The sequence below is a fragment of the Brevibacterium aurantiacum genome, assembly GCF_900169065.1.
GTDB classification, from domain to species: domain Bacteria; phylum Actinomycetota; class Actinomycetes; order Actinomycetales; family Brevibacteriaceae; genus Brevibacterium; species Brevibacterium aurantiacum.
On record NZ_FXZB01000017.1, the window covers coordinates 41167 to 57702 of the forward strand.

General features: G+C 64.8%; 17 protein-coding genes and 1 riboswitch. Of the genes, 7 read left to right on the forward strand and 10 right to left on the reverse strand.

Translation table 11 applies throughout. The features are described 5' to 3' along the window. Positions 1-14: 14 nt before the first annotated feature. From BAUR9175_RS12575 to BAUR9175_RS12590, 4 genes are all read right to left on the reverse strand, one after another. Positions 15-1136, reverse strand: coding sequence for a bifunctional 2-methylcitrate synthase/citrate synthase (locus BAUR9175_RS12575; RefSeq protein ID WP_009882944.1), 1122 nt, complete (start codon positions 1134-1136; stop codon positions 15-17). Continuing rightward, a complete protein-coding gene (prpB, locus tag BAUR9175_RS12580) occupies positions 1133-2038 on the reverse strand; it encodes a methylisocitrate lyase (RefSeq protein ID WP_009882945.1) in 906 nt (301 codons plus the stop codon). The genes BAUR9175_RS12575 and prpB overlap by 4 nt, the downstream gene beginning before the upstream one ends. Continuing rightward, positions 2038-3534, reverse strand: a complete 1497-nt coding sequence (locus BAUR9175_RS12585) for an MmgE/PrpD family protein (protein WP_009882946.1) — start codon at positions 3532-3534, stop codon at positions 2038-2040. The genes prpB and BAUR9175_RS12585 overlap by 1 nt, the downstream gene beginning before the upstream one ends. A gap of 262 nt (positions 3535-3796) precedes the next feature. Further along, positions 3797-4099, reverse strand: a complete 303-nt coding sequence (locus tag BAUR9175_RS12590) for a putative quinol monooxygenase (protein ID WP_083248918.1) — start codon at positions 4097-4099, stop codon at positions 3797-3799. 84 nt (positions 4100-4183) lie between these two features. On the opposite strand from BAUR9175_RS12590, the gene BAUR9175_RS12595 reads away from it, so the two are divergent. Next, entirely contained in the window at positions 4184-4723 is a 540-nt protein-coding gene (locus BAUR9175_RS12595) for a DUF4916 domain-containing protein (protein ID WP_009882948.1), read from the forward strand. A gap of 115 nt (positions 4724-4838) precedes the next feature. Then, complete coding sequence (locus BAUR9175_RS12600) at positions 4839-5747, forward strand: universal stress protein (protein ID WP_009884290.1); 909 nt, start codon at positions 4839-4841, stop codon at positions 5745-5747. Positions 5748-5787: 40 nt separating this feature from the next. On the opposite strand, the gene BAUR9175_RS12605 is transcribed toward BAUR9175_RS12600, so the two are convergent. After that, positions 5788-7710, reverse strand: coding sequence for a purple acid phosphatase family protein (locus BAUR9175_RS12605; protein ID WP_101583980.1), 1923 nt, complete (start codon positions 7708-7710; stop codon positions 5788-5790). Positions 7711-7850: 140 nt separating this feature from the next. Beyond that, a riboswitch (TPP riboswitch) is annotated at positions 7851-7959 on the forward strand. 32 nt (positions 7960-7991) lie between these two features. Here BAUR9175_RS12605 and BAUR9175_RS12610 point away from each other — a divergent pair. Genes BAUR9175_RS12610 through BAUR9175_RS12620 form a run of 3 tightly spaced genes read left to right on the forward strand, consistent with a single transcriptional unit; the run spans position 7992 to position 10967 of the window. Next, positions 7992-8612 carry an ECF transporter S component gene (locus BAUR9175_RS12610; protein WP_069599686.1) on the forward strand — a complete coding sequence of 207 codons (621 nt, stop codon included), beginning with the start codon at positions 7992-7994 and terminating at the stop codon, positions 8610-8612. Beyond that, positions 8612-10102: an ABC transporter ATP-binding protein gene (locus BAUR9175_RS12615; RefSeq protein WP_096158396.1), complete on the forward strand. Its 1491-nt coding sequence runs from the start codon at positions 8612-8614 to the stop codon at positions 10100-10102. Before BAUR9175_RS12610 ends, BAUR9175_RS12615 begins: the two co-directional genes overlap by 1 nt. Further along, complete coding sequence (locus BAUR9175_RS12620; protein ID WP_009884286.1) at positions 10086-10967, forward strand: energy-coupling factor transporter transmembrane component T family protein; 882 nt, start codon at positions 10086-10088, stop codon at positions 10965-10967. Before BAUR9175_RS12615 ends, BAUR9175_RS12620 begins: the two co-directional genes overlap by 17 nt. A 38-nt stretch (positions 10968-11005) precedes the next feature. Here BAUR9175_RS12620 and BAUR9175_RS12625 read toward each other — a convergent pair whose 3' ends face one another. From BAUR9175_RS12625 to BAUR9175_RS19385, 5 genes are all read right to left on the reverse strand, one after another. After that, complete coding sequence (locus tag BAUR9175_RS12625; RefSeq protein WP_096158395.1) at positions 11006-11551, reverse strand: hypothetical protein; 546 nt, start codon at positions 11549-11551, stop codon at positions 11006-11008. A gap of 73 nt (positions 11552-11624) precedes the next feature. After that, positions 11625-11945 carry a putative quinol monooxygenase gene (locus BAUR9175_RS12630; RefSeq protein ID WP_096158394.1) on the reverse strand — a complete coding sequence of 107 codons (321 nt, stop codon included), beginning with the start codon at positions 11943-11945 and terminating at the stop codon, positions 11625-11627. A gap of 63 nt (positions 11946-12008) precedes the next feature. Next, positions 12009-12611, reverse strand: coding sequence for a class I SAM-dependent methyltransferase (locus tag BAUR9175_RS12635; protein ID WP_096158393.1), 603 nt, complete (start codon positions 12609-12611; stop codon positions 12009-12011). Next, a complete protein-coding gene (locus BAUR9175_RS12640; protein ID WP_101583981.1) occupies positions 12608-13498 on the reverse strand; it encodes a LysR family transcriptional regulator in 891 nt (296 codons plus the stop codon). The genes BAUR9175_RS12635 and BAUR9175_RS12640 overlap by 4 nt, the downstream gene beginning before the upstream one ends. A 61-nt stretch (positions 13499-13559) precedes the next feature. Next, positions 13560-13751, reverse strand: coding sequence for a hypothetical protein (locus tag BAUR9175_RS19385; RefSeq protein ID WP_164513763.1), 192 nt, complete (start codon positions 13749-13751; stop codon positions 13560-13562). On the opposite strand from BAUR9175_RS19385, the gene BAUR9175_RS12645 reads away from it, so the two are divergent. Then, a complete protein-coding gene (locus BAUR9175_RS12645) occupies positions 13750-14880 on the forward strand; it encodes an NAD(P)/FAD-dependent oxidoreductase (RefSeq protein ID WP_240516280.1) in 1131 nt (376 codons plus the stop codon). The two genes, BAUR9175_RS19385 and BAUR9175_RS12645, sit on opposite strands and share 2 nt — an antisense overlap. Before the next feature lie 104 nt (positions 14881-14984). Continuing rightward, positions 14985-16523: an L-piperidine-6-carboxylate dehydrogenase gene (gene amaB, locus BAUR9175_RS12650; protein ID WP_101583983.1), complete on the forward strand. Its 1539-nt coding sequence runs from the start codon at positions 14985-14987 to the stop codon at positions 16521-16523. Positions 16524-16536 lie beyond the last annotated feature (13 nt).

The following is a 16536-nucleotide window of genomic DNA, read 5'->3' on the forward strand; positions in this document are numbered from 1 at the left end:
TCAGCGTGAGCTTCTCAGCCCCGGTCTGCGGGAACTTCGCGCTGCTCGTGACCGTCGTAGGCGCTCAGCGGACGGATCAGAGCGTTGTTGGCCTGCTGTTCCATGATGTGAGCGGTCCAGCCGGTGATGCGGGCCATGACGAAGATCGGTGTGAACTGATCGGTGTCGAAGCCCATCAGGTGGTAAGCCGGGCCTGACGGGTAGTCGAGGTTCGGGTAGATGCCCTTACGACCCACGAAGTCCTCTTCGAAGGCGTTGTAGAGATCGAGGAGATCGGTTGCGCCCTTGGCCTCGACCATGTTCTCGAAGGCCTTGCGCATGGTGGGCACGCGCGAGTCGCCGTTCTTGTAGACACGGTGTCCGAAGCCCATGATCTTGGCCTTCTTCGCCAACGCATCGTCGATCCACGCCGATGCCTTGTCGGCAGTGCCGACCTCTTCGAGCATCGCCATGACGGCCTCATTGGCACCGCCGTGGAGGGGTCCCTTGAGGGCGCCGACGCCGCCGGCGACTGCCGAGTACAGGTCAGCCGTCGTCGAGGTGATGACGCGGGTGGTGAACGTCGAGGCGTTGAACGAGTGCTCCGCGTAGAGGATCATCGAGATGTCGAAGCAGCGCACGACCGCCTCGTCGGGAACCTCGTCGAAGACCATCTTGAAGAAGTTCGCGGCGTAGCCGAGGTCCTTCGTCGGCGCGACCGGGTCGAGGCCGTGGCGGCGACGGTGGTCGATGGCCACGATCGTCGGCAGCTGTGCGTAGAGACGCTCAGCCTTGGCCAGGTTGGCCTCTTCGCCTTCGACATCAGCATCAGGATCGACGGCGCCGAGGTAGGACACCGCGGTCTGCACCACGTGCATCGGGTGGCAGTCCTTGGGCAGATCGAGGATGAGCTGGACGAGCTTGTCGTCGATTCCGCGCTGCCCACGCTCGCGGGCCTGGAATTCCTCGAGCTGAGCCTTGGTCGGCAGTTCGCTGTTCCAGATCAGATAGGCGACTTCCTCGAAGCTGCAGTTGGCTGCGAGCTCCTGCACGGGGTAGCCGCGGTAGGTGAGCGAGTTCGTTTCCTGGACTACCTTCGAAACGGCCGTGGTGTCGACGACGACGCCGGCGAGGCCCTTCTTGATTTCTTCGGTCACTGGTGACCCTCCTGTGAAAAGTTGAATACGGCCGCGTCAAAATCGTTGTACGCAGCGTAGTCGATCGTGTCGTACAGGTCCGCACGGGTCTGCATTCCCTCGAGCAGGTCCACCTGTGTGCCCTGGTCGCGAATGGTCTGCAGGCCCGATTTGATCGCACCCATGGCGAGACGCAGAGTTGTGACCGGGTAGATCACGACTTTGACTCCGACGTTCGCCAACTGCTCGGTCGTGAACAGTTCGCTCTTTCCGAATTCTGTCATGTTCGCCAGAATCGGAACATCCACGCTGCTGGCGAATTTCTCGAATTCGCCGAGGTCCCGCATGGCTTCGGGGAAGATCAGGTCCGCTCCGGCGTCGACGTAGGCCTTCGCGCGGTCGATCGCCGCGTCCAGACCTTCGCCTGCGCGGGAGTCGGTGCGGGCACTGATGACGAAGTTCTCATCCCGACGGCCCTTGACGGCGGCCTTGATGCGCTTGGACATCTCAGCAGCGGTGACAACCTCTTTGCCGTCGAGGTGGCCGCAGCGCTTCGGGTTGACCTGGTCTTCGAGGTGCATCCCCGAAATTCCGGCGTCTTCGAATTCCTGGATGGTGCGGGCCACGTTCATGGCTTCACCCCAGCCGGTGTCGGCGTCGATGAAGGTCGGCAGGTTCGTCACCCGGGCGATGTTGCGTCCGTGATCGGCCACCTCGGTGAGGGTGGTGAGACCGATGTCGGGCAGGCCCATGGCCGCGGAGAAGGCACCTCCGGAGATGTAGACGCCCTCGAATCCGGTCTGCTCGATGATCTGAGCGTTGATCGGATTGATGGCTCCGGGGAACTGGACGATCTGGTCACCGGCGAGGAGCTCACGGAACTTCGCGCGGCGCTCAGCCGGCGTTGTGGTTGCCCCCAACATCAGAAGATGCCCTTCGAGCCGGTGTGCTCGAGGCCGTCAACGGTGAAGCTGAGTTCGGCCACGCCCTTGGCGTCGAGGTTCTCGAGGTTCTCGGCCAGGTCGATGAAGCGAGTCTGCTCGGCACCGGTGAGGATGCCTTCGGACAGGGTCTTGAACTTCTCGATGTAGTTCGCACGGGCGAAGGGACGGGCACCGAAGGGGTGCGCGTCGGCCACGGCGATCTCATCGACCAGGGTCGAGCCGTCTTCGAATTCGATCTCCACGCGGCCACCGAAGGCCTTCTCGTTGGGATCGGTCGAGTGGTAGCGGCGAGTCCATTCCTTGTCTTCGGTGGTCTCGATCTTGTGCCACAGCTTGACTGTCTCGGGACGTCCGGCACGCTCGGGAGCGTAGGAGTGCTCGTGGTGCCAGCCCTGATCCTCCATGGCCACAGCGAAGATGTACATGATCGAGTGATCAAGGGTCTCGCGGCTGGCCTTGGGATCCATCTTCTGCGGATCGTTCGCGCCGGTGCCGATGACGTTGTGCGTGTGGTGCGAGGTGTGGATGACGATGCGCTTGATCTTCGTCAGGTCCTCGATCTCGCCGCCGAGCTTGCGGGCGAGGTCGATGAGCGCCTGCGCCTGGTATTCGGCGGAGTGCTCCTTGGTGTAGGTGTCGAGGATCGCGCGCTTGGCCTCGCCTGCACCGGGCAGAGGGATGGTGTAGCGGGCCTCGGGGCCGGAGAGGATCCAGGCGATGAAGCCGTCTTCACCTTCGTAGATCGGGTTGGGTGCACCCTCGCCGCGCATGGCACGGTCGACGGACTCGACGGCCATCTTGCCGGCGAACGCGGGAGCGTGTGCCTTCCACGAGGAGATCTCGCCCTTGCGGGACTGGCGGGTCGCGGTGGTCACGTGCAGGGCCTGCTGGATGGCCTGGAAGGTGACCTCGGTGTCGAGGCCGAGCATGGCGCCGATGCCGGCTGCTGCCGATGGGCCGAGGTGGGCGACGTGGTCGATCTTGTGCTCGTGCAGGCACATTCCCTTGACCAGGTCGACCTGGATCTCGTAGCCGGTGGCGATGCCGTTGATGAGGTCCTTACCGCTGATGCCCTTGTGCTGGGCGACTGCGAGGACAGGTGGGATGTTGTCGCCGGGGTGTGAGTACTCGGCGGCGAGGAAGGTGTCATGGAAGTCGAGTTCGCGAACGGCGACTCCGTTGGCCCAGGCTGCCCATTCCGGGGAGAAGTGCTCACCAAGTGGCAGACCGAAGACCGTGGCTCCGGGTGAGTAGGGGTGGGTCTGTGCTTGTTCCCGAGCGTGCAGCGGGGCCGAGCGGCGCACCGAGGCTGCGGCTACCGAGGCGTTGTCGATGACGCGGTTGATCACCATTTCGGTGACCTCTGAATCCACTGGAGTCGGGTCTGAGGCGACCTCGGCGATCTTCCAGGCGAGTTGGTCTTCACGAGCCAGGTTCTCTGAGCTCTTGTACGTGCGGACTTCATGATCGATCATGGTTAACCCCTTCAAACGTCCTTGACCGTTCAGGTCTGAGAGTGGCTGACACAACTGTAGGCTACGTCACTTCTCTGTCACGGTCTGGTCAGAATTTTATCTCGACATCAAGATACTTTACCCGAAGGAACCTCGATCCCACCACCCAGTCCCGCCTACCGAAATTCGGTCGGGCAGTCGCGGTGGAAGGCAGTGATTCCAGGAAGTTCCGGCGCGAGGACTCAGTCGTGGAGAACTTGTGGAACGCTCGGTCGTGGAACGCTCAGTCACGGAGTGGGGATCCGACGACGTCGAAGTGGAATCCACCGAACTCTCCCGACAGCATGGGGCGGGCGGCCTCAATCGAGGCCTGCACTTCAGGGAGTTCCAGCGAGGCCCGATGCGCCTCGGCACTCTCCCACAGCTCGACGACGAAGACGGTGTCGGGCTGTTCATCATTGACGCCGACCTCGTAGCTGAGACAGCCGACGCGAGACAGATGATCGCTGCGCGCGGTCAGATGCTCAACCAGGGCGTCACGCTGTCCGGGTCGAACCCCAAGGGCGCCTGCATTCGCGAAGACCATGCTGCCGATAATACCAACAGCAGTGACCTGCGTCACTGTCGCCTGCCAGGCTGGGCCGCCAGTGAACTGTGCCACAATTGACCCATGACGCGCACTGCTCTGGACTTCGACGAGAACTGGTTCGACGATGCCGAGTTCGCCCAGCTGCGACGGCGACTGCCGATCCCCTATGTCAATGCGATCCCCGTGCGAGTGGGCGAATCGGGAGACGTCGAGCGAATCGGCCTCCTGCTGCGCAGCCTGGACGACGGAACGCTCGGGCGAGAGGTCGTCGGCGGGCGAATCCGCTTCCACGAGAGCATCCGCTCGGCGCTGATGCGCCATGCGGAGAATGATCTCGGACCGATGGCGCTGCCGGTCATCCCGCCTGCGATCGCACCGTTCCACATCGCCGAGTACTTTCCCACCGAAGGATCGTCGCTCCTCCACGACCCCCGCCAACATGCGATCTCGATGTGCTTCATCCTCGAAGTCCGCGGCGAGTGCACCCCTCGTGCGGATGCGCTGAGTCTCGATTGGCTGACACCGGAGGAGACTCTGCGCTCCGACATCGTCGGCGAGATGTGCCACGGCCAGGAGCACATCCTCCGCTACGCTCTGGCTCATATGGGCTTCGCGATCTGAAGATTTTTCTACACTCCGTAGAAGAACCTTGGTAGACTGAGTCCACGAGGACGGTTCTGATGACGGGGGCCATCGTCCTCGTCCGGGTACAGTCGGCCCCCACGGGAGGTCTGCCATGACTGCCGAGAACCGCTCCGCTGACCAGACATCGACCAACCTCGGAATCCTCGTCGGCTACGACGGCTCCGAACTCGCCGCGCGCGCCCTCGAATACGGTGCAGCCGAGGCCACGCGTCGCAAAGCCCCTCTCACCGTCGTCGCCGCGTATACCGTTCCCGCGATGATCTATCCGAACATCGCCTCCATGCCGGAGGAGAACGAGGAGGAAGCGGCACTTCGGGCGGTCGAGAAGCGCCTCGGCGAGGCAGCCGGACTCCTGCGAGACCATGCGGGCAAGGTCTCCTACCGGGCAGATCAGGGCGACGCGGCCGGTGTGCTGAGGGACCTGAGCGCCCACGCCCGGACCGTGGTCGTGGGAGCCAGGGGCCGAGGCGGATTCATGGGCCGAATTCTCGGCTCGGTGTCTACGGCACTGCCCGCCCATTCCCACTGCCCGACGATCGTCGTCCCGGACCACCGCACGGAGCCGGACGGTGCTCGCGTGGTCGTCGCAGTCGACGGCTCAGACGCCGGGCGTCTGGCGATGTTCACCGCCGCCGAGGTGGCCAACTCGCGAAGTGCCGCCCTCGACATCGTCTCCGTCCTCCCAGCCGGAGACGAGTGGCTCTACTGGTACCCCGAACTGGAACTGAGCGCCGAGGTCTCCGGACGGAGGAAGAAGCAACTCGAGACAGCGCTCGAGGCCGAAGTCGCGGCAGTGGCCCAGCAGTTCCCCGATCTGCCGGTGAGTGCCGAGGTGCCCATCGGCGACCCTGTCGAGGAACTCCTCGAGGCCACGAAGACCGCACAGCTGACCGTCCTCGGCACTCGCGGGCGAGGAGCAGTCAGAAGTGCACTTCTGGGTTCGGTGTCACGCGGAGTCCTCCATCATGCCGATGGCCCGGTCATGGTCGTTCCGAGCTGAGCCGAGCGCGTCAGCGCAGAGTGGCTCAGCGCCGGCTGCGTCAGCGCAGGCTGCGGCGACGTTTGGACACGAGCAGCAGCACGGCCCCGATGATGACTGCGCCCGCACCGAGGCCGATCGGCAGTCCGAGCTGAGTACCGGTGCGCGGCAGATCGCCGCCGTCCGCAGCTGAATCTGAGTTCGCCGAGGTTGTGCCGGAGTCGGCGGGGGCAGCGGAGGCGGCGTTCGCGTCTGCGCCGTCGGATTCGGTTGTGCCGTCGTTGTCAGTCGCACCTTCAGCCTCAGTCGTGCCGTCGTTGTCAGTCGTGCCGGCAGTCGCAGCGTCAGAATCGGCACGTTCCGAGTCCGAGTCCGAGTCGGACTCAGCTCCGTCCGAGCTGGTGCCCGCATCCGCACTGTTCGAGCCGTCGCTTGAATCAGTGCCGTCGGCCTCCGGTGACGCGCCGTCGGCTTCAGCTGACACGCTGTCCGCTTCGGCTGAAGCACCATCCGCGTCCGCCGAAGCACTGTCGGCGTCTGCCGAGGAACCGTCGGAGCTTGCTGCAGCGTCTTCTGCGTCAGCGTCTGCTCCGGCGTCGGTTCCCGGCTCGGGTGCGTCATCGCCGGAGCGGGTGATCTCGACATCGTCGATCTGCTCGGACGCCGCCTGTGCTTCAGCCTGCTGCGCGCCTTCTGCTGGGACCTCGTAGGTCGTCGCGCGCAGCGCTTCGTCGCTGACCCGCGCTCGGGTGAAGGCGGGGATGTCGTTGTGGACGCTCTTGGCCTCCCAATCCAGACCCGGAACATAGTCGTAGAATTTCGATCCCGAGGACGAGGTCAGAGTCAGGTACATCGTCTGCCCTTCCTCCTTCTCCTGCTCGAGACCGGCATCGGAAGACTCGACCTTCTTGCCTTCGGCATCCATGAGGAAGGTCCGGTTGTAGATGTGGTCGTGACCGGACACCACGAGATCGATGTCGTTGCGCGCAGCCACCGGTGGAATCGCCTCACGCAGCCGCTTCACGTCGAGGTCGCTGTTGTGGGTCGCGGTCGAATAGATGGAATGGTGGAACCCGAGGACCGTCCAGCGCGCCTCGTCCCCGTGCTCGGCCACGACCTCATCGATGAACTCCGCATGCTCGTCGGTGTCGGAGTCATTCGAGTTGATATTGATGAACAGAACCCCCGAATCGATGAACCAGTAGTCACCGCCGGACGCAACGAGTCCGCCTTCACCGTGGTCGCTGCTCACGTTCGGGCGGTTGAAGTGCTGCTCATAGGACTTCGAAGCGACATCATGGTTGCCGATCGTCGTCGCCTGCGGAACTTCCTGAGTCGCCTCCGGAGCCAGGTACTGCTCGTACTGCCCCTGGTCACCTGCTGAGTTCACCTGATCGCCCAGTGAGAAGAAGAACCGCGGATCCTGCGCGGTCTCCAGCCCCGAGTTCAAGGTCCTGTCCCAACCAGTCGCGTCATCGGGCTGCCCGCCGCCGGCCCCGACCTGCGGGTCACCGAAGACAAGGAATTCGCTGTCGCCGCCGGAACCACCCGTGTCGAACTGCGCCACGGCTGAGTAGCCATCCTCTTCGCTGCCGACCTGGTAGGAGTATTCGGTGTCCGGCTCCAGACCGGTCATGCTCGCATGATTGTAGTGGCGCTTGAGATCGGTCGACAGGCCCGAGTCGCTGGTCTCGGCGCTATGGGCATCCTCGGGCAGAGCCGAGCCCTCAAGCTCCGAGGTTTTAGCCCAGCGGACCTCGCCGTCACCGGAGTTCTCGCTCATCCATGACAGGTTGCGAGAGCTCTCATCCGCCCCGACCTGCAGCACCACATCGGAGATCGCGGACTCCTCGTCCGCCTCTGGCTGCGTCGAGGGCGAGGTCGAGGGCGATTGCGTGGGCTCGGCAGGTGTGAGCCCGGCATGCGCAGGGACAGGTACTGCGACGAGAGCCGCCAGCAGTGCCGAAACGGACAGAATACTCATCGGAGATCTCAGGTGTTGTGCTTTCACCCGAATATTCTTACCCGTCGGTAATGAAAGCTCCGCCGCCGACGTGCGACCGCCGAGTCAACGGCAGGTGAACTTTCCGTAACGAGCTCTGCGCGTCGACTGGGGTACAGTGGTTCTCACGACAGGGGAGCGCCGAAAGGGGCGCTGAGAGTGCAGATGAAGCTGCAGACCCTCGAACCTGATGCGGCTAGCACCGCCGAAGGAAGTCGAGACTCTTCTACCCCTCCTTGATATGAGGAGGCACTATGCCAGAAATGACTGCGCCGGATTCCGCTGTGAAGACCGCGCCCCACTATTCCCAGGTACCGGCGACGAAGCAGTGGCGGGTCGTCGACTACGTTGTCACCGCCGTGCTGGGAATCGGCGTCGGACTCATCTTCTGGGTCCTGGCCCTGAGCTGGAAGGTCCTCGAACTCGGGTTCCAGGCCTTCCCTCCATCGATCGGCCTCATCGCCGGCCTCTGGGTCCTCGCCGGCCCTCTGGCCGGTGCCATTATCCGCAAACCCGGTGCCGCTCTGCTGTGCGAAATGATCGCCGCCATCGTCGAGGCGGTGCTGGGCTCTCACTTCGGAGCCACCGTTCTGCTCTCCGGACTCGTCCAAGGCCTCGGCGCCGAACTCATCTTCGCGGCCTTCGGCTATCGCAGGTTCACCCTGTGGGTCACGAGCTTGGCCGGGCTGCTGGCCGCCGCGTTCATGTCCGTGAGCGAGAACATCATGTACAACGCCGAATGGCAGTTCGGCTACCAGGCTGCCTATGCCGTGTGCGCGATCATCTCCGGCATCGTCATCTCCGGCATCGGCGCCTGGTTCGCCTACCGGGCGATCGCGAAGACCGGGGCCCTGAGCGCCTTCGCCTCCGGCCGAGCGCGCTGATGGCCCTGCCGATTCGCGCCCGCGGGTTCTCGTGGCGCCATGCCGACCGTGATGAACCCGCGGTCGGTCCCCTCGATCTGGACATCGCAGCAGGTGAGAAGGTGCTTCTGCTCGGCCCGTCCGGGGCAGGTAAGACCACCCTCCTGCATGCGATCGCCGGAGTTCTGCCTGCCGAGTCGGGTGAGGCAGATGGTCAGCTTCTCATCGGTGACCGTCCACCGGATCCGCGCCGAGGTGAGACCGGGCTGGTCCTCCAGGACCCCGATTCGCAGGTGATCTTCTCCCGGGTCGGTGATGATGTCGCCTTCGGCATGGAGAATCTGGGCCTGCCCGCCGACGTCATCGCCGCTCGCATTCCAACTTCCCTTGCGGCAATGGGCCTGGGTCTCCCCCACGACCATCCCACCGCTGCACTGTCCGGAGGACAGAAGCAGCGTCTGGCGCTGGCAGGAATCCACGCGATGGCACCGCAGGTGATCATCCTCGATGAGCCGACGGCCAATATCGATCCGGATTCCGCCGCCTCCGTTCGGGATGCTGTCCTCGAGACCCAGGCGGCTACCTCGGCGACGATGGTCATCGTCGAACACCGGGTCGGACTGTGGCTCGATCACGTGGACACCGTGATCGTCCTCGGCCCAGCGGGCCTGCTTGCCCAGGGTCTGCCGAGGTCGGTCTTCGGTGATCCTGCGCTCGCCGAGGTGCTGGTTGAGTGTGGGATCTGGGTGCCGGAGACGGCCGGACCCTCCAACCCTGCGGTGCAGCCTGGTGCGGAACCGCTCCCCCACCCCGACGGCGAGGTCGTGCTGACGACCGAGTGCCTCAGTGTGGCTCGCCCCGGTGCGAAGGTTCCGGCGGCGACCGGCCTCGATTTGTCCGTTCGGTCCGGTGAGGCCCTGGGCATCGTCGGCGCCAACGGGGCCGGCAAGTCGACCTTGGCGCTGACCCTGGCCGGCCTCATCCGGGAATTCGAGGGAGAGGTGAGAGCTGTCGGTAATCTGCGAGATGGTGCCAAGCATGCCCGACCCTTCCGGTGGCCCTCAGCGTTTCTGGCTCCTCGCATCGGGATGGTGTTCCAGGAACCCGAACATCAGTTCCTGCGCTCGAGTGTGACCGAGGAGCTGGCCTTGGGACCGCGGCTGGCCGGATGGTCGAGTGCCGAGGTCGACGATCGCGTCGCCGAACTCCTCGAGGTGCTGGGACTTGAGAAGCTCGCCGAGGCCCATCCACAGGGCCTCTCGGGCGGTGAGAAGCGTCGCCTGTCGGTGGCTGCCATGATGGCGCCGCGGCCGCAGGTGCTCATCGTCGACGAACCGACGTTCGGCCAGGATGCCCTGACCTGGGCCGGTCTGGTCGAGCAGTTCATCGACGTCCTTGCCCGCGGGTCCGCCGTGGTCGCGGTCAGCCACGACCATGCGTTCCTCGACGCCATCGGGGCCAGGCGGGTCGAGTTGAGTCGGAGGACGAAGGCAGGTGAGCGAATTGCGTGAGCACGCGATCGAACACACCGATCCGGCTGGGCGAGCCACAGTCGCCACGGGCACCGAGGTCGCGGTTCATGATCCCGGCCAGCTCATTCCCTTGGTGCGCACCACGGCACTGGTCACGTGCAATCCGCTGACGAAGATCGCTGTGGCGCTCATCCTCATGGTCGGAACACTGTTGAGCATCGACATGGTCTCGGCGGGAGTCGTCCTGGGGTTCTGCCTGCTCGCACTGCCGACGACGGGGCTGGACCTGATAGCTGCACTCAAGCGTCTGTGGTTCCTGCCTCTCGGCGCACTTCTGGCGGCGTGGGGCACGGCGATTCTGGCAGAGAAGACCGGTGCGGTGGTCATCGACCTCGGTCCGGTCCTGATGACGACGGGTTCTCTCGAGGCAGCGGCCGCGATCTTCCTGCGTGCCTTGGCCTTGGCTATTCCGCTCATCGTCCTGGCCTCCACCATTGATCCTCGTGACCTCGCGGATGTGCTCATCCAGCGGCTGCACCTGCCCGAGGTGGTCGTCGTCTCGGTGCTCGCGGCGAGCCGACTGCTCGGGCTGCTTGTCAGCGAATGGCAGACTTTGGCGATGGCCAGACGGGCCAGGGGCCTCGCCGGGGGTTCGATCGTGCGGCGCACGGGGAGTCTCTTCGCCGGTATCTTCGTGCTGCTGGTGCAGTCGATCCGACGCGGTACCACTTTGGCCATGGCCATGGAGGGCAGGGCGTTCGGTCGTCCCGGACGGACCTGGCGCAGGCGCTCGACCTTCGGCGCCGGGGATGGTGTGGCTGTGACGGTGTCAGTGGCCGTCTGCGTTCTCGCGATCGTGGCCGCGCATGCGTTCGGTACGTGGAATCCGATCGTCGGCGGCTGAGGCACTGAAGGTCCCGCCAGCCACAGGCGATCGCATACTCAGAGCTGCCCGAGGAGCTCCTTGAGCGCGGCTCGCCGCTCCTCGAGGGCCTCGGTGCTGGGCAGCTTCGACGCGGTGAGCACCAGCATCGTCCTGCCTTCGTCCTTCGGTTCGGCCGCGGCCTCGAACTTGGTTCCGTCCTCGAGATTCGCCCGCCAGAAGGAACGCTTCTCAGTCGTCGAGGTGCGCGCCTCACCGTCGAGAGCCACGCCTGCCAGCGTTCCCTCGTCGATGAGGAAGGCGAAGCGGGTGATGACATCATTTCGCGTACCGGTCAAGGTGCGCGAGACCGCGACGTCGAAGGTTCCGTCGGCGCGCTGGCCCGGCACACGTCTGCCGATCTCCTGCTCATAGGCCACGACCGCGCCCTGAACCCACCACCCGTGCTTCTCAACGACCCCGTCGAACTGCGGGTAGAGGGCGTCGGCGAGTTCCTTGTGACTCGCCGACGCTCCCCCAGCCGCCTCGAGGCGGGCCCGAGTGTCAACCCAGGGTTCGCCGAGAGCCTTCTCGATCGCCTGCACATTCATCGCTTTGGTTGCCATGGGAGAAGTCTAGGCAACCCAGACCCATTTCAACAGGGCCGCCGCAATGCAGGCGGTGGGAGGAAGGTGCAGATCAGTCGATCTGGAGTTCGCCCATCTCGTCCCAGCCTTCGCCGTCGATCTTGCGCGAGATGATCTTCGGCGTCGACGCAAGGTGGGGGCGCATGGCTTCGAGTCCGGCGGCGAAGTGATCGCTCTTGACGTGGGGTTCTGCCCCTTCGTCGGTGAATGCTTCGACGAGGACGAACTCGTTGTCCTTCTCCAGGCTCTTGGACCATTCGAACCACAGGTTGCCCGGTTCCGACCGTGTCGCCTCGGTGAAGGTGCGCACCGCTTCGGGGAACTTCTCGACGCTTTCGGGCTTCACGTCATACTTCACAACGATGAAAATCATGCTGACCTCACTTCATCTCGAATTGGCTCTGTCTGTTCCAGCAAATCACATTCGCCGCATCTCTCACACGCGCTCGGCGATGAGGACGAGGAATCCGCTGTCTGGTTCGAAGGGGTGGAGCTCCCACGTGGCCAGCTTGAGGTTGACGATCATGCCGGTCGACTTCACATCGTCGATGAAGTCTGCGAAGTCATAGCCGCGGCCGGCTCCGAAGCCGGCGACGAAGCGTCCACCGGGTTTCAGCGTCGATTTGATATTCGACAGGGTCTGGCGACGTGAGGCCGGATCGAGGAAGGACAGGACGTTGCCGGCGCAGAACGCCACGTCGATGTCATTGATGCCTGCGCCAGCGAAATCGAATTCGGCCAAGTCGCCGGTGTGCCATTCACCGCTCGGGAAGTCCTCCTCGGCGACAGAGATGAGGAACTCGTCGAGATCGACACCGTAGACGGTGTGGCCCTCATTGATGAGCAGACCACCGGCCCGACCGGTTCCGCAGCCGGCGTCGAGGATGCGTGCCCCGCGCGGTGCCATCGCATTGACGAACCGCGCCTCTCCCCCGATGTCGTGACCGGAGGCAGCCAGATTGCGCCACCTCTCGGCGTAGTTCGCGGAGTGGTCGGGGTTGGTCTCACGGATGCGGTTCCACTGATGATCGAAGCTCATGGCCCCATCCTAGGACGAAAGACCTCGGCCACCACCTCGGCGACGGCGGCGACCGGATCTGCCGGGTCCGGGGAGGTCAGCACGATGATCTCCCGGCCGCCCGCCTCGGCGATGGGATGCAGATTGACGTCAGGCCCGCCCAGGGACATCATGATCGGAGTCGCCAGCGTCAGGCCGAGTCCCGTCCCGGCCAGGGCGAGCGCGACCGCGGTGTCGGTGACGATGTGGGTCTCCTTGGCGGCAATGCCCAGCGCCGAGGTGGCCAGTCGCATCGCTCGCCCGAAGAGCTCTTCGGCCGGCGGCAGGATCCAATCCGCTTCGGCCAGGTCCAGCGGTGTGAGCCGCGGTGCACCCGCGGGCACGACGATGCCGAAGTCCTCGCTGGCGACGGTTCTCCAGCTCAGCCCCCGCATGGGCGGCAGGGGCACGGCCGGATAGTTGATACCGATGCCCAGATCGATGGCTCCGTCGATGACGGCCGCCGACATCGTCTCGACGTTGATCTCGCGGGCTCGGACCTCGATGTGTGGGTGCCGCTCGCCGAGTGCTCTGACGATCGACGGTAGCGCCCTGGTCGAGGCGGAGCCGAAGACGCCGAGCGTGACGATGGCCTCGCTGCGGAAATCCCTGCCCAGCATCGCCATCTCGGCCTGCTTCTGAGCGGCGAGGATGCTGCGGGCACGTGGAAGCAGCGTCCGGCCAGCCTCGGCGAGGATCATCCCTCTGCCTCGGCGCAGGAAGAGTTCGGAGCCGACGGCCCGACGCAGGGCACTCATGTGCTGGGAGACCGCGCCGATGCTGTAGCCCAGCTGCTCCGCGGCCCTGGTCATGGACCCGAGTTCGGCCACGGTGACGAATGTGCGCAGCTGTCCCAAGGTCCATCCCATGGCGACAGCATAGCTCTTTTCATGTTTCCTAAAAACAGTTTTCATGAACTCGCTCTTGTCCTTAAACGTGACGGGAACCACAATGGGCAGAGAGCCGCATTCCGCCGACATCGACGTCGGCGCTCCCCACTGCAGCGGCGACCAAGGACGGTCGCTGCGGCAGGAGACGAAAGAGGTGGAAGTTGGAGAGCACATCACCGACAGCAACAGCCCCGGCGAGCGCCGAGGTGGTCATCATCGGCGCCGGAGTCATGGGAGCATCCATCGCTTACCACCTGGCCAAACACGGCGCGAAGGACATCGTTCTCGTCGAGCGCAACGTCCCCGGCTCGGGCTCGACGTCGAAGGCCGCCGGCGGGGTGCGTTGCCAATTCTCCGATGAGGTCAACATCGCCCTGGCCACGCGCAGCCTCGAGGTGCTGCGCAACTTCGAAACCGAGTTCGGTGTCGACATCGATCTGGTGAGCAACGGCTACCTGTTTCTCCTCGACTCCGTCGCCGATGCCGAAACCTTCGCGGCCAACGTCGCACTCCAGCAGCGCATGGGCCTGGATTCCCGGATGCTCACCGTCGCCGAGGTGGCCGAACTGGCCCCGTACATCGACACAGAGGGCATCGTTGCTGGGGCCTTCAACCCCGGCGATGGGCACTGCACGCCCGAGGCCGTGGTCTCCGGATATGTCAGCGCCGCACGCGGCCTGGGCGTGCAGGTGCTCAAGAACTGCGAGGTGACCGAATTCGAATCGACCGAGGGCGCAGACTCCCGCAGGGTCACCGCGGTGACCACGAGCAAGGGCAGGATCGAGTCTGCGCAGATCGTGTGTGCCGCCGGCGCCTGGTCCGGACTCATCGGCGAGGCGGCCGGGGTCGATCTGCCGGTCAGGCCGCTGCGCCGCGAGATCATGGTCAGCGAACCTGTGGATGAGGCGGCTCTGGGCATCGATTTGGCGCGCATGCCTTTCACCATCGACTTCAGCACGAGCTTCTACGTGCATCCAGAGGGTCCCGGCTTGCTTTTCGGCTGCCCGGACGAGGCGGATGTGTGGGACTTCGATGACAAGCGCAACCCGGACTGGCTGCCCACTTTGGCCGAACTCATCGAAACCCGTGCTCCTGCCCTGGGCAATGTCGAGGCCAAACGCGGTTGGGCGGGACTCTATGAAATGACCCCGGATCACAATGCGCTCATCGGTGAGGCCGAGGAGCTCTCCGGTTTCTTCTACGCCTGCGGGTTCTCGGGCCACGGATTCCTCATGGGACCGGCCGTCGGGGAGGTCGTCGCCGACCTCATGACCGGCCATCAGCCCTTCGTCGACGTCTCCGGCCTGGACAAACGTCGGTTTGCCACCTCGGGACTGCGCAAGGAGCTCAACATCGTCTGACGCCCCGCACCCCCTTCCCATCGACCGTTGCTCACTCCCATCGACCGTGACTTACGCACATCATCAGATTCCCGCTCACCAGGAGCACCAGCGAAAGGACTGCAATGACCGCATTGCCCACCGACCAGACCATCACCGACCTGCTCACCGGCGGCCTCAAGGCCTGCGGGGTCGACGCCACCGTGCTCACCGCCGGGTCCTCCGCCGCGGCGAGTCTGCCGGCCCGCTCCCCCATCACCGGGCAGAGCTTGGGCACGCTGGCCGCGGACACCAAGGAATCCGCCTCGGAGAAGATCGGCGCAGCCGCCGAAGCGTTCGCCGCCTGGCGAGATGTCCCTGCACCCGTGCGCGGTCAGCTGGTCCAGCGCTGGGGACAGCTGCTGGGCGAGCACAAGGAGGACCTCGCGAAGATCATCACGGTCGAGGCGGGCAAGACCCCGTCCGAGGCCGCCGGTGAGGTGCAGGAGATGATCGACATCTGCGAGTTCGCACTCGGCCAGTCCCGTCAGCTGTGGGGCAAGACCATGCCCAGTGAGCGCCCCGGTCACCGACTCATGGAGACCTGGCATCCGCTCGGGGTCGTCGGTGTCATCTCCGCCTTCAACTTCCCCGTCGCCGTGTATTCCTGGAATACGGCCTTGGCCCTGGTCGCCGGGGACGCCGTGGTGTGGAAGCCGTCGGAGAACGCGGTGCTCGCAGCCCTGGGCGCGCAGTCCCTGCTGGCTCGTGCCGCCGCCGAGGTGGGGGCTCCGGAAGGACTCGTCCCTGTCCTCGTCGGCGGCCGGGACATCGGCGATGCCATGGTCCGCGATGAGCGAGTGGCTCTGGTCTCTGCCACCGGTTCGGTGCGCATGGGCCGTGAGGTCGGTCCGGTCGTGGCCGAACGCTTCGGCCGGGTTCTGTTGGAACTCGGCGGCAACAATGGTGCGATCGTGGCCCCGAGTGCCGACATCGACCTGGCGCTGCGGGGCGTAGTCTTCGCGGCTGCGGGTACGGCCGGTCAGCGCTGCACAACCCTGCGCCGCCTCATCGTCCACGAGTCCATCGCCGATGACTTCGTGGACAAGATCGTCGCGGCCTACAAGACGCTGAGCATCGGGTCTCCCACCGAGGACGGCGTGCTGGTGGGACCGCTCATCAATGAGGGCTCCTATGAGGCGATGCAGGCGGCACTCAAGCAGGCCGAGTCCGAGGGCGGCACCGTCCTGACCGGCGGTGCTCGCGTCCTCGACGACGAACGACCCGATGCACACTATGTGGAGCCGGCGGTCGTGCGGATGCCCACCCAAACCTCGGTGATGGAGTCGGAGACCTTCGCTCCGATCCTCTACGTCGTCACCTACTCCGATCTCGACGAAGCACTTGAGATCCACAACGGAGTGCCGCAGGGCCTGTCCTCGGCGATCTTCACCTCGGAGCTTGCCGAGTCCGAGAAGTTCCTGTCCCGCTCCGACTGCGGCATCGCCAACGTCAACATCGGCACCTCAGGTGCAGAGATCGGCGGGGCCTTCGGCGGTGAGAAGGAAACCGGCGGCGGCCGCGAGTCCGGCACCGATTCGTGGAAGGCCTATATGCGCCAGGCGACGAACACGGTCAACTACTCAGGTGAGCTGCCGCTGGCGCAGGGCGTGGAGTTCCTCTGAAGGTCACTTGTCA

Excerpts from the sequence above, each read along its gene's own strand:
- BAUR9175_RS12630 (WP_096158394.1), bottom strand. The coding sequence starts at position 11,945 with ATGATTTTCATCGTTGTGAAGTATGACGTGAAGCCCGAAAGCGTCGAG.
- amaB (WP_101583983.1), top strand. The coding sequence starts at position 14,985 with ATGACCGCATTGCCCACCGACCAGACCATCACCGACCTGCTCACCGGC.
- BAUR9175_RS12635 (WP_096158393.1), bottom strand. The coding sequence starts at position 12,611 with ATGAGCTTCGATCATCAGTGGAACCGCATCCGTGAGACCAACCCCGAC.
- BAUR9175_RS12625 (WP_096158395.1), bottom strand. The coding sequence starts at position 11,551 with ATGGCAACCAAAGCGATGAATGTGCAGGCGATCGAGAAGGCTCTCGGC.
- BAUR9175_RS12640 (WP_101583981.1), bottom strand. The coding sequence starts at position 13,498 with ATGGGATGGACCTTGGGACAGCTGCGCACATTCGTCACCGTGGCCGAA.
- BAUR9175_RS19385 (WP_164513763.1), bottom strand. The coding sequence starts at position 13,751 with ATGACTCCGGCGCCGATGATGACCACCTCGGCGCTCGCCGGGGCTGTT.
- BAUR9175_RS12605 (WP_101583980.1), bottom strand. The coding sequence starts at position 7,710 with ATGAGTATTCTGTCCGTTTCGGCACTGCTGGCGGCTCTCGTCGCAGTA.
- BAUR9175_RS12615 (WP_096158396.1), top strand. The coding sequence starts at position 8,612 with ATGGCCCTGCCGATTCGCGCCCGCGGGTTCTCGTGGCGCCATGCCGAC.
- BAUR9175_RS12600 (WP_009884290.1), top strand. The coding sequence starts at position 4,839 with ATGACTGCCGAGAACCGCTCCGCTGACCAGACATCGACCAACCTCGGA.
- BAUR9175_RS12610 (WP_069599686.1), top strand. The coding sequence starts at position 7,992 with ATGACTGCGCCGGATTCCGCTGTGAAGACCGCGCCCCACTATTCCCAG.
- BAUR9175_RS12585 (WP_009882946.1), bottom strand. The coding sequence starts at position 3,534 with ATGATCGATCATGAAGTCCGCACGTACAAGAGCTCAGAGAACCTGGCT.
- BAUR9175_RS12645 (WP_240516280.1), top strand. The coding sequence starts at position 13,750 with ATGGGAGCATCCATCGCTTACCACCTGGCCAAACACGGCGCGAAGGAC.
- prpB (WP_009882945.1), bottom strand. The coding sequence starts at position 2,038 with ATGTTGGGGGCAACCACAACGCCGGCTGAGCGCCGCGCGAAGTTCCGT.
- BAUR9175_RS12595 (WP_009882948.1), top strand. The coding sequence starts at position 4,184 with ATGACGCGCACTGCTCTGGACTTCGACGAGAACTGGTTCGACGATGCC.
- BAUR9175_RS12590 (WP_083248918.1), bottom strand. The coding sequence starts at position 4,099 with ATGGTCTTCGCGAATGCAGGCGCCCTTGGGGTTCGACCCGGACAGCGT.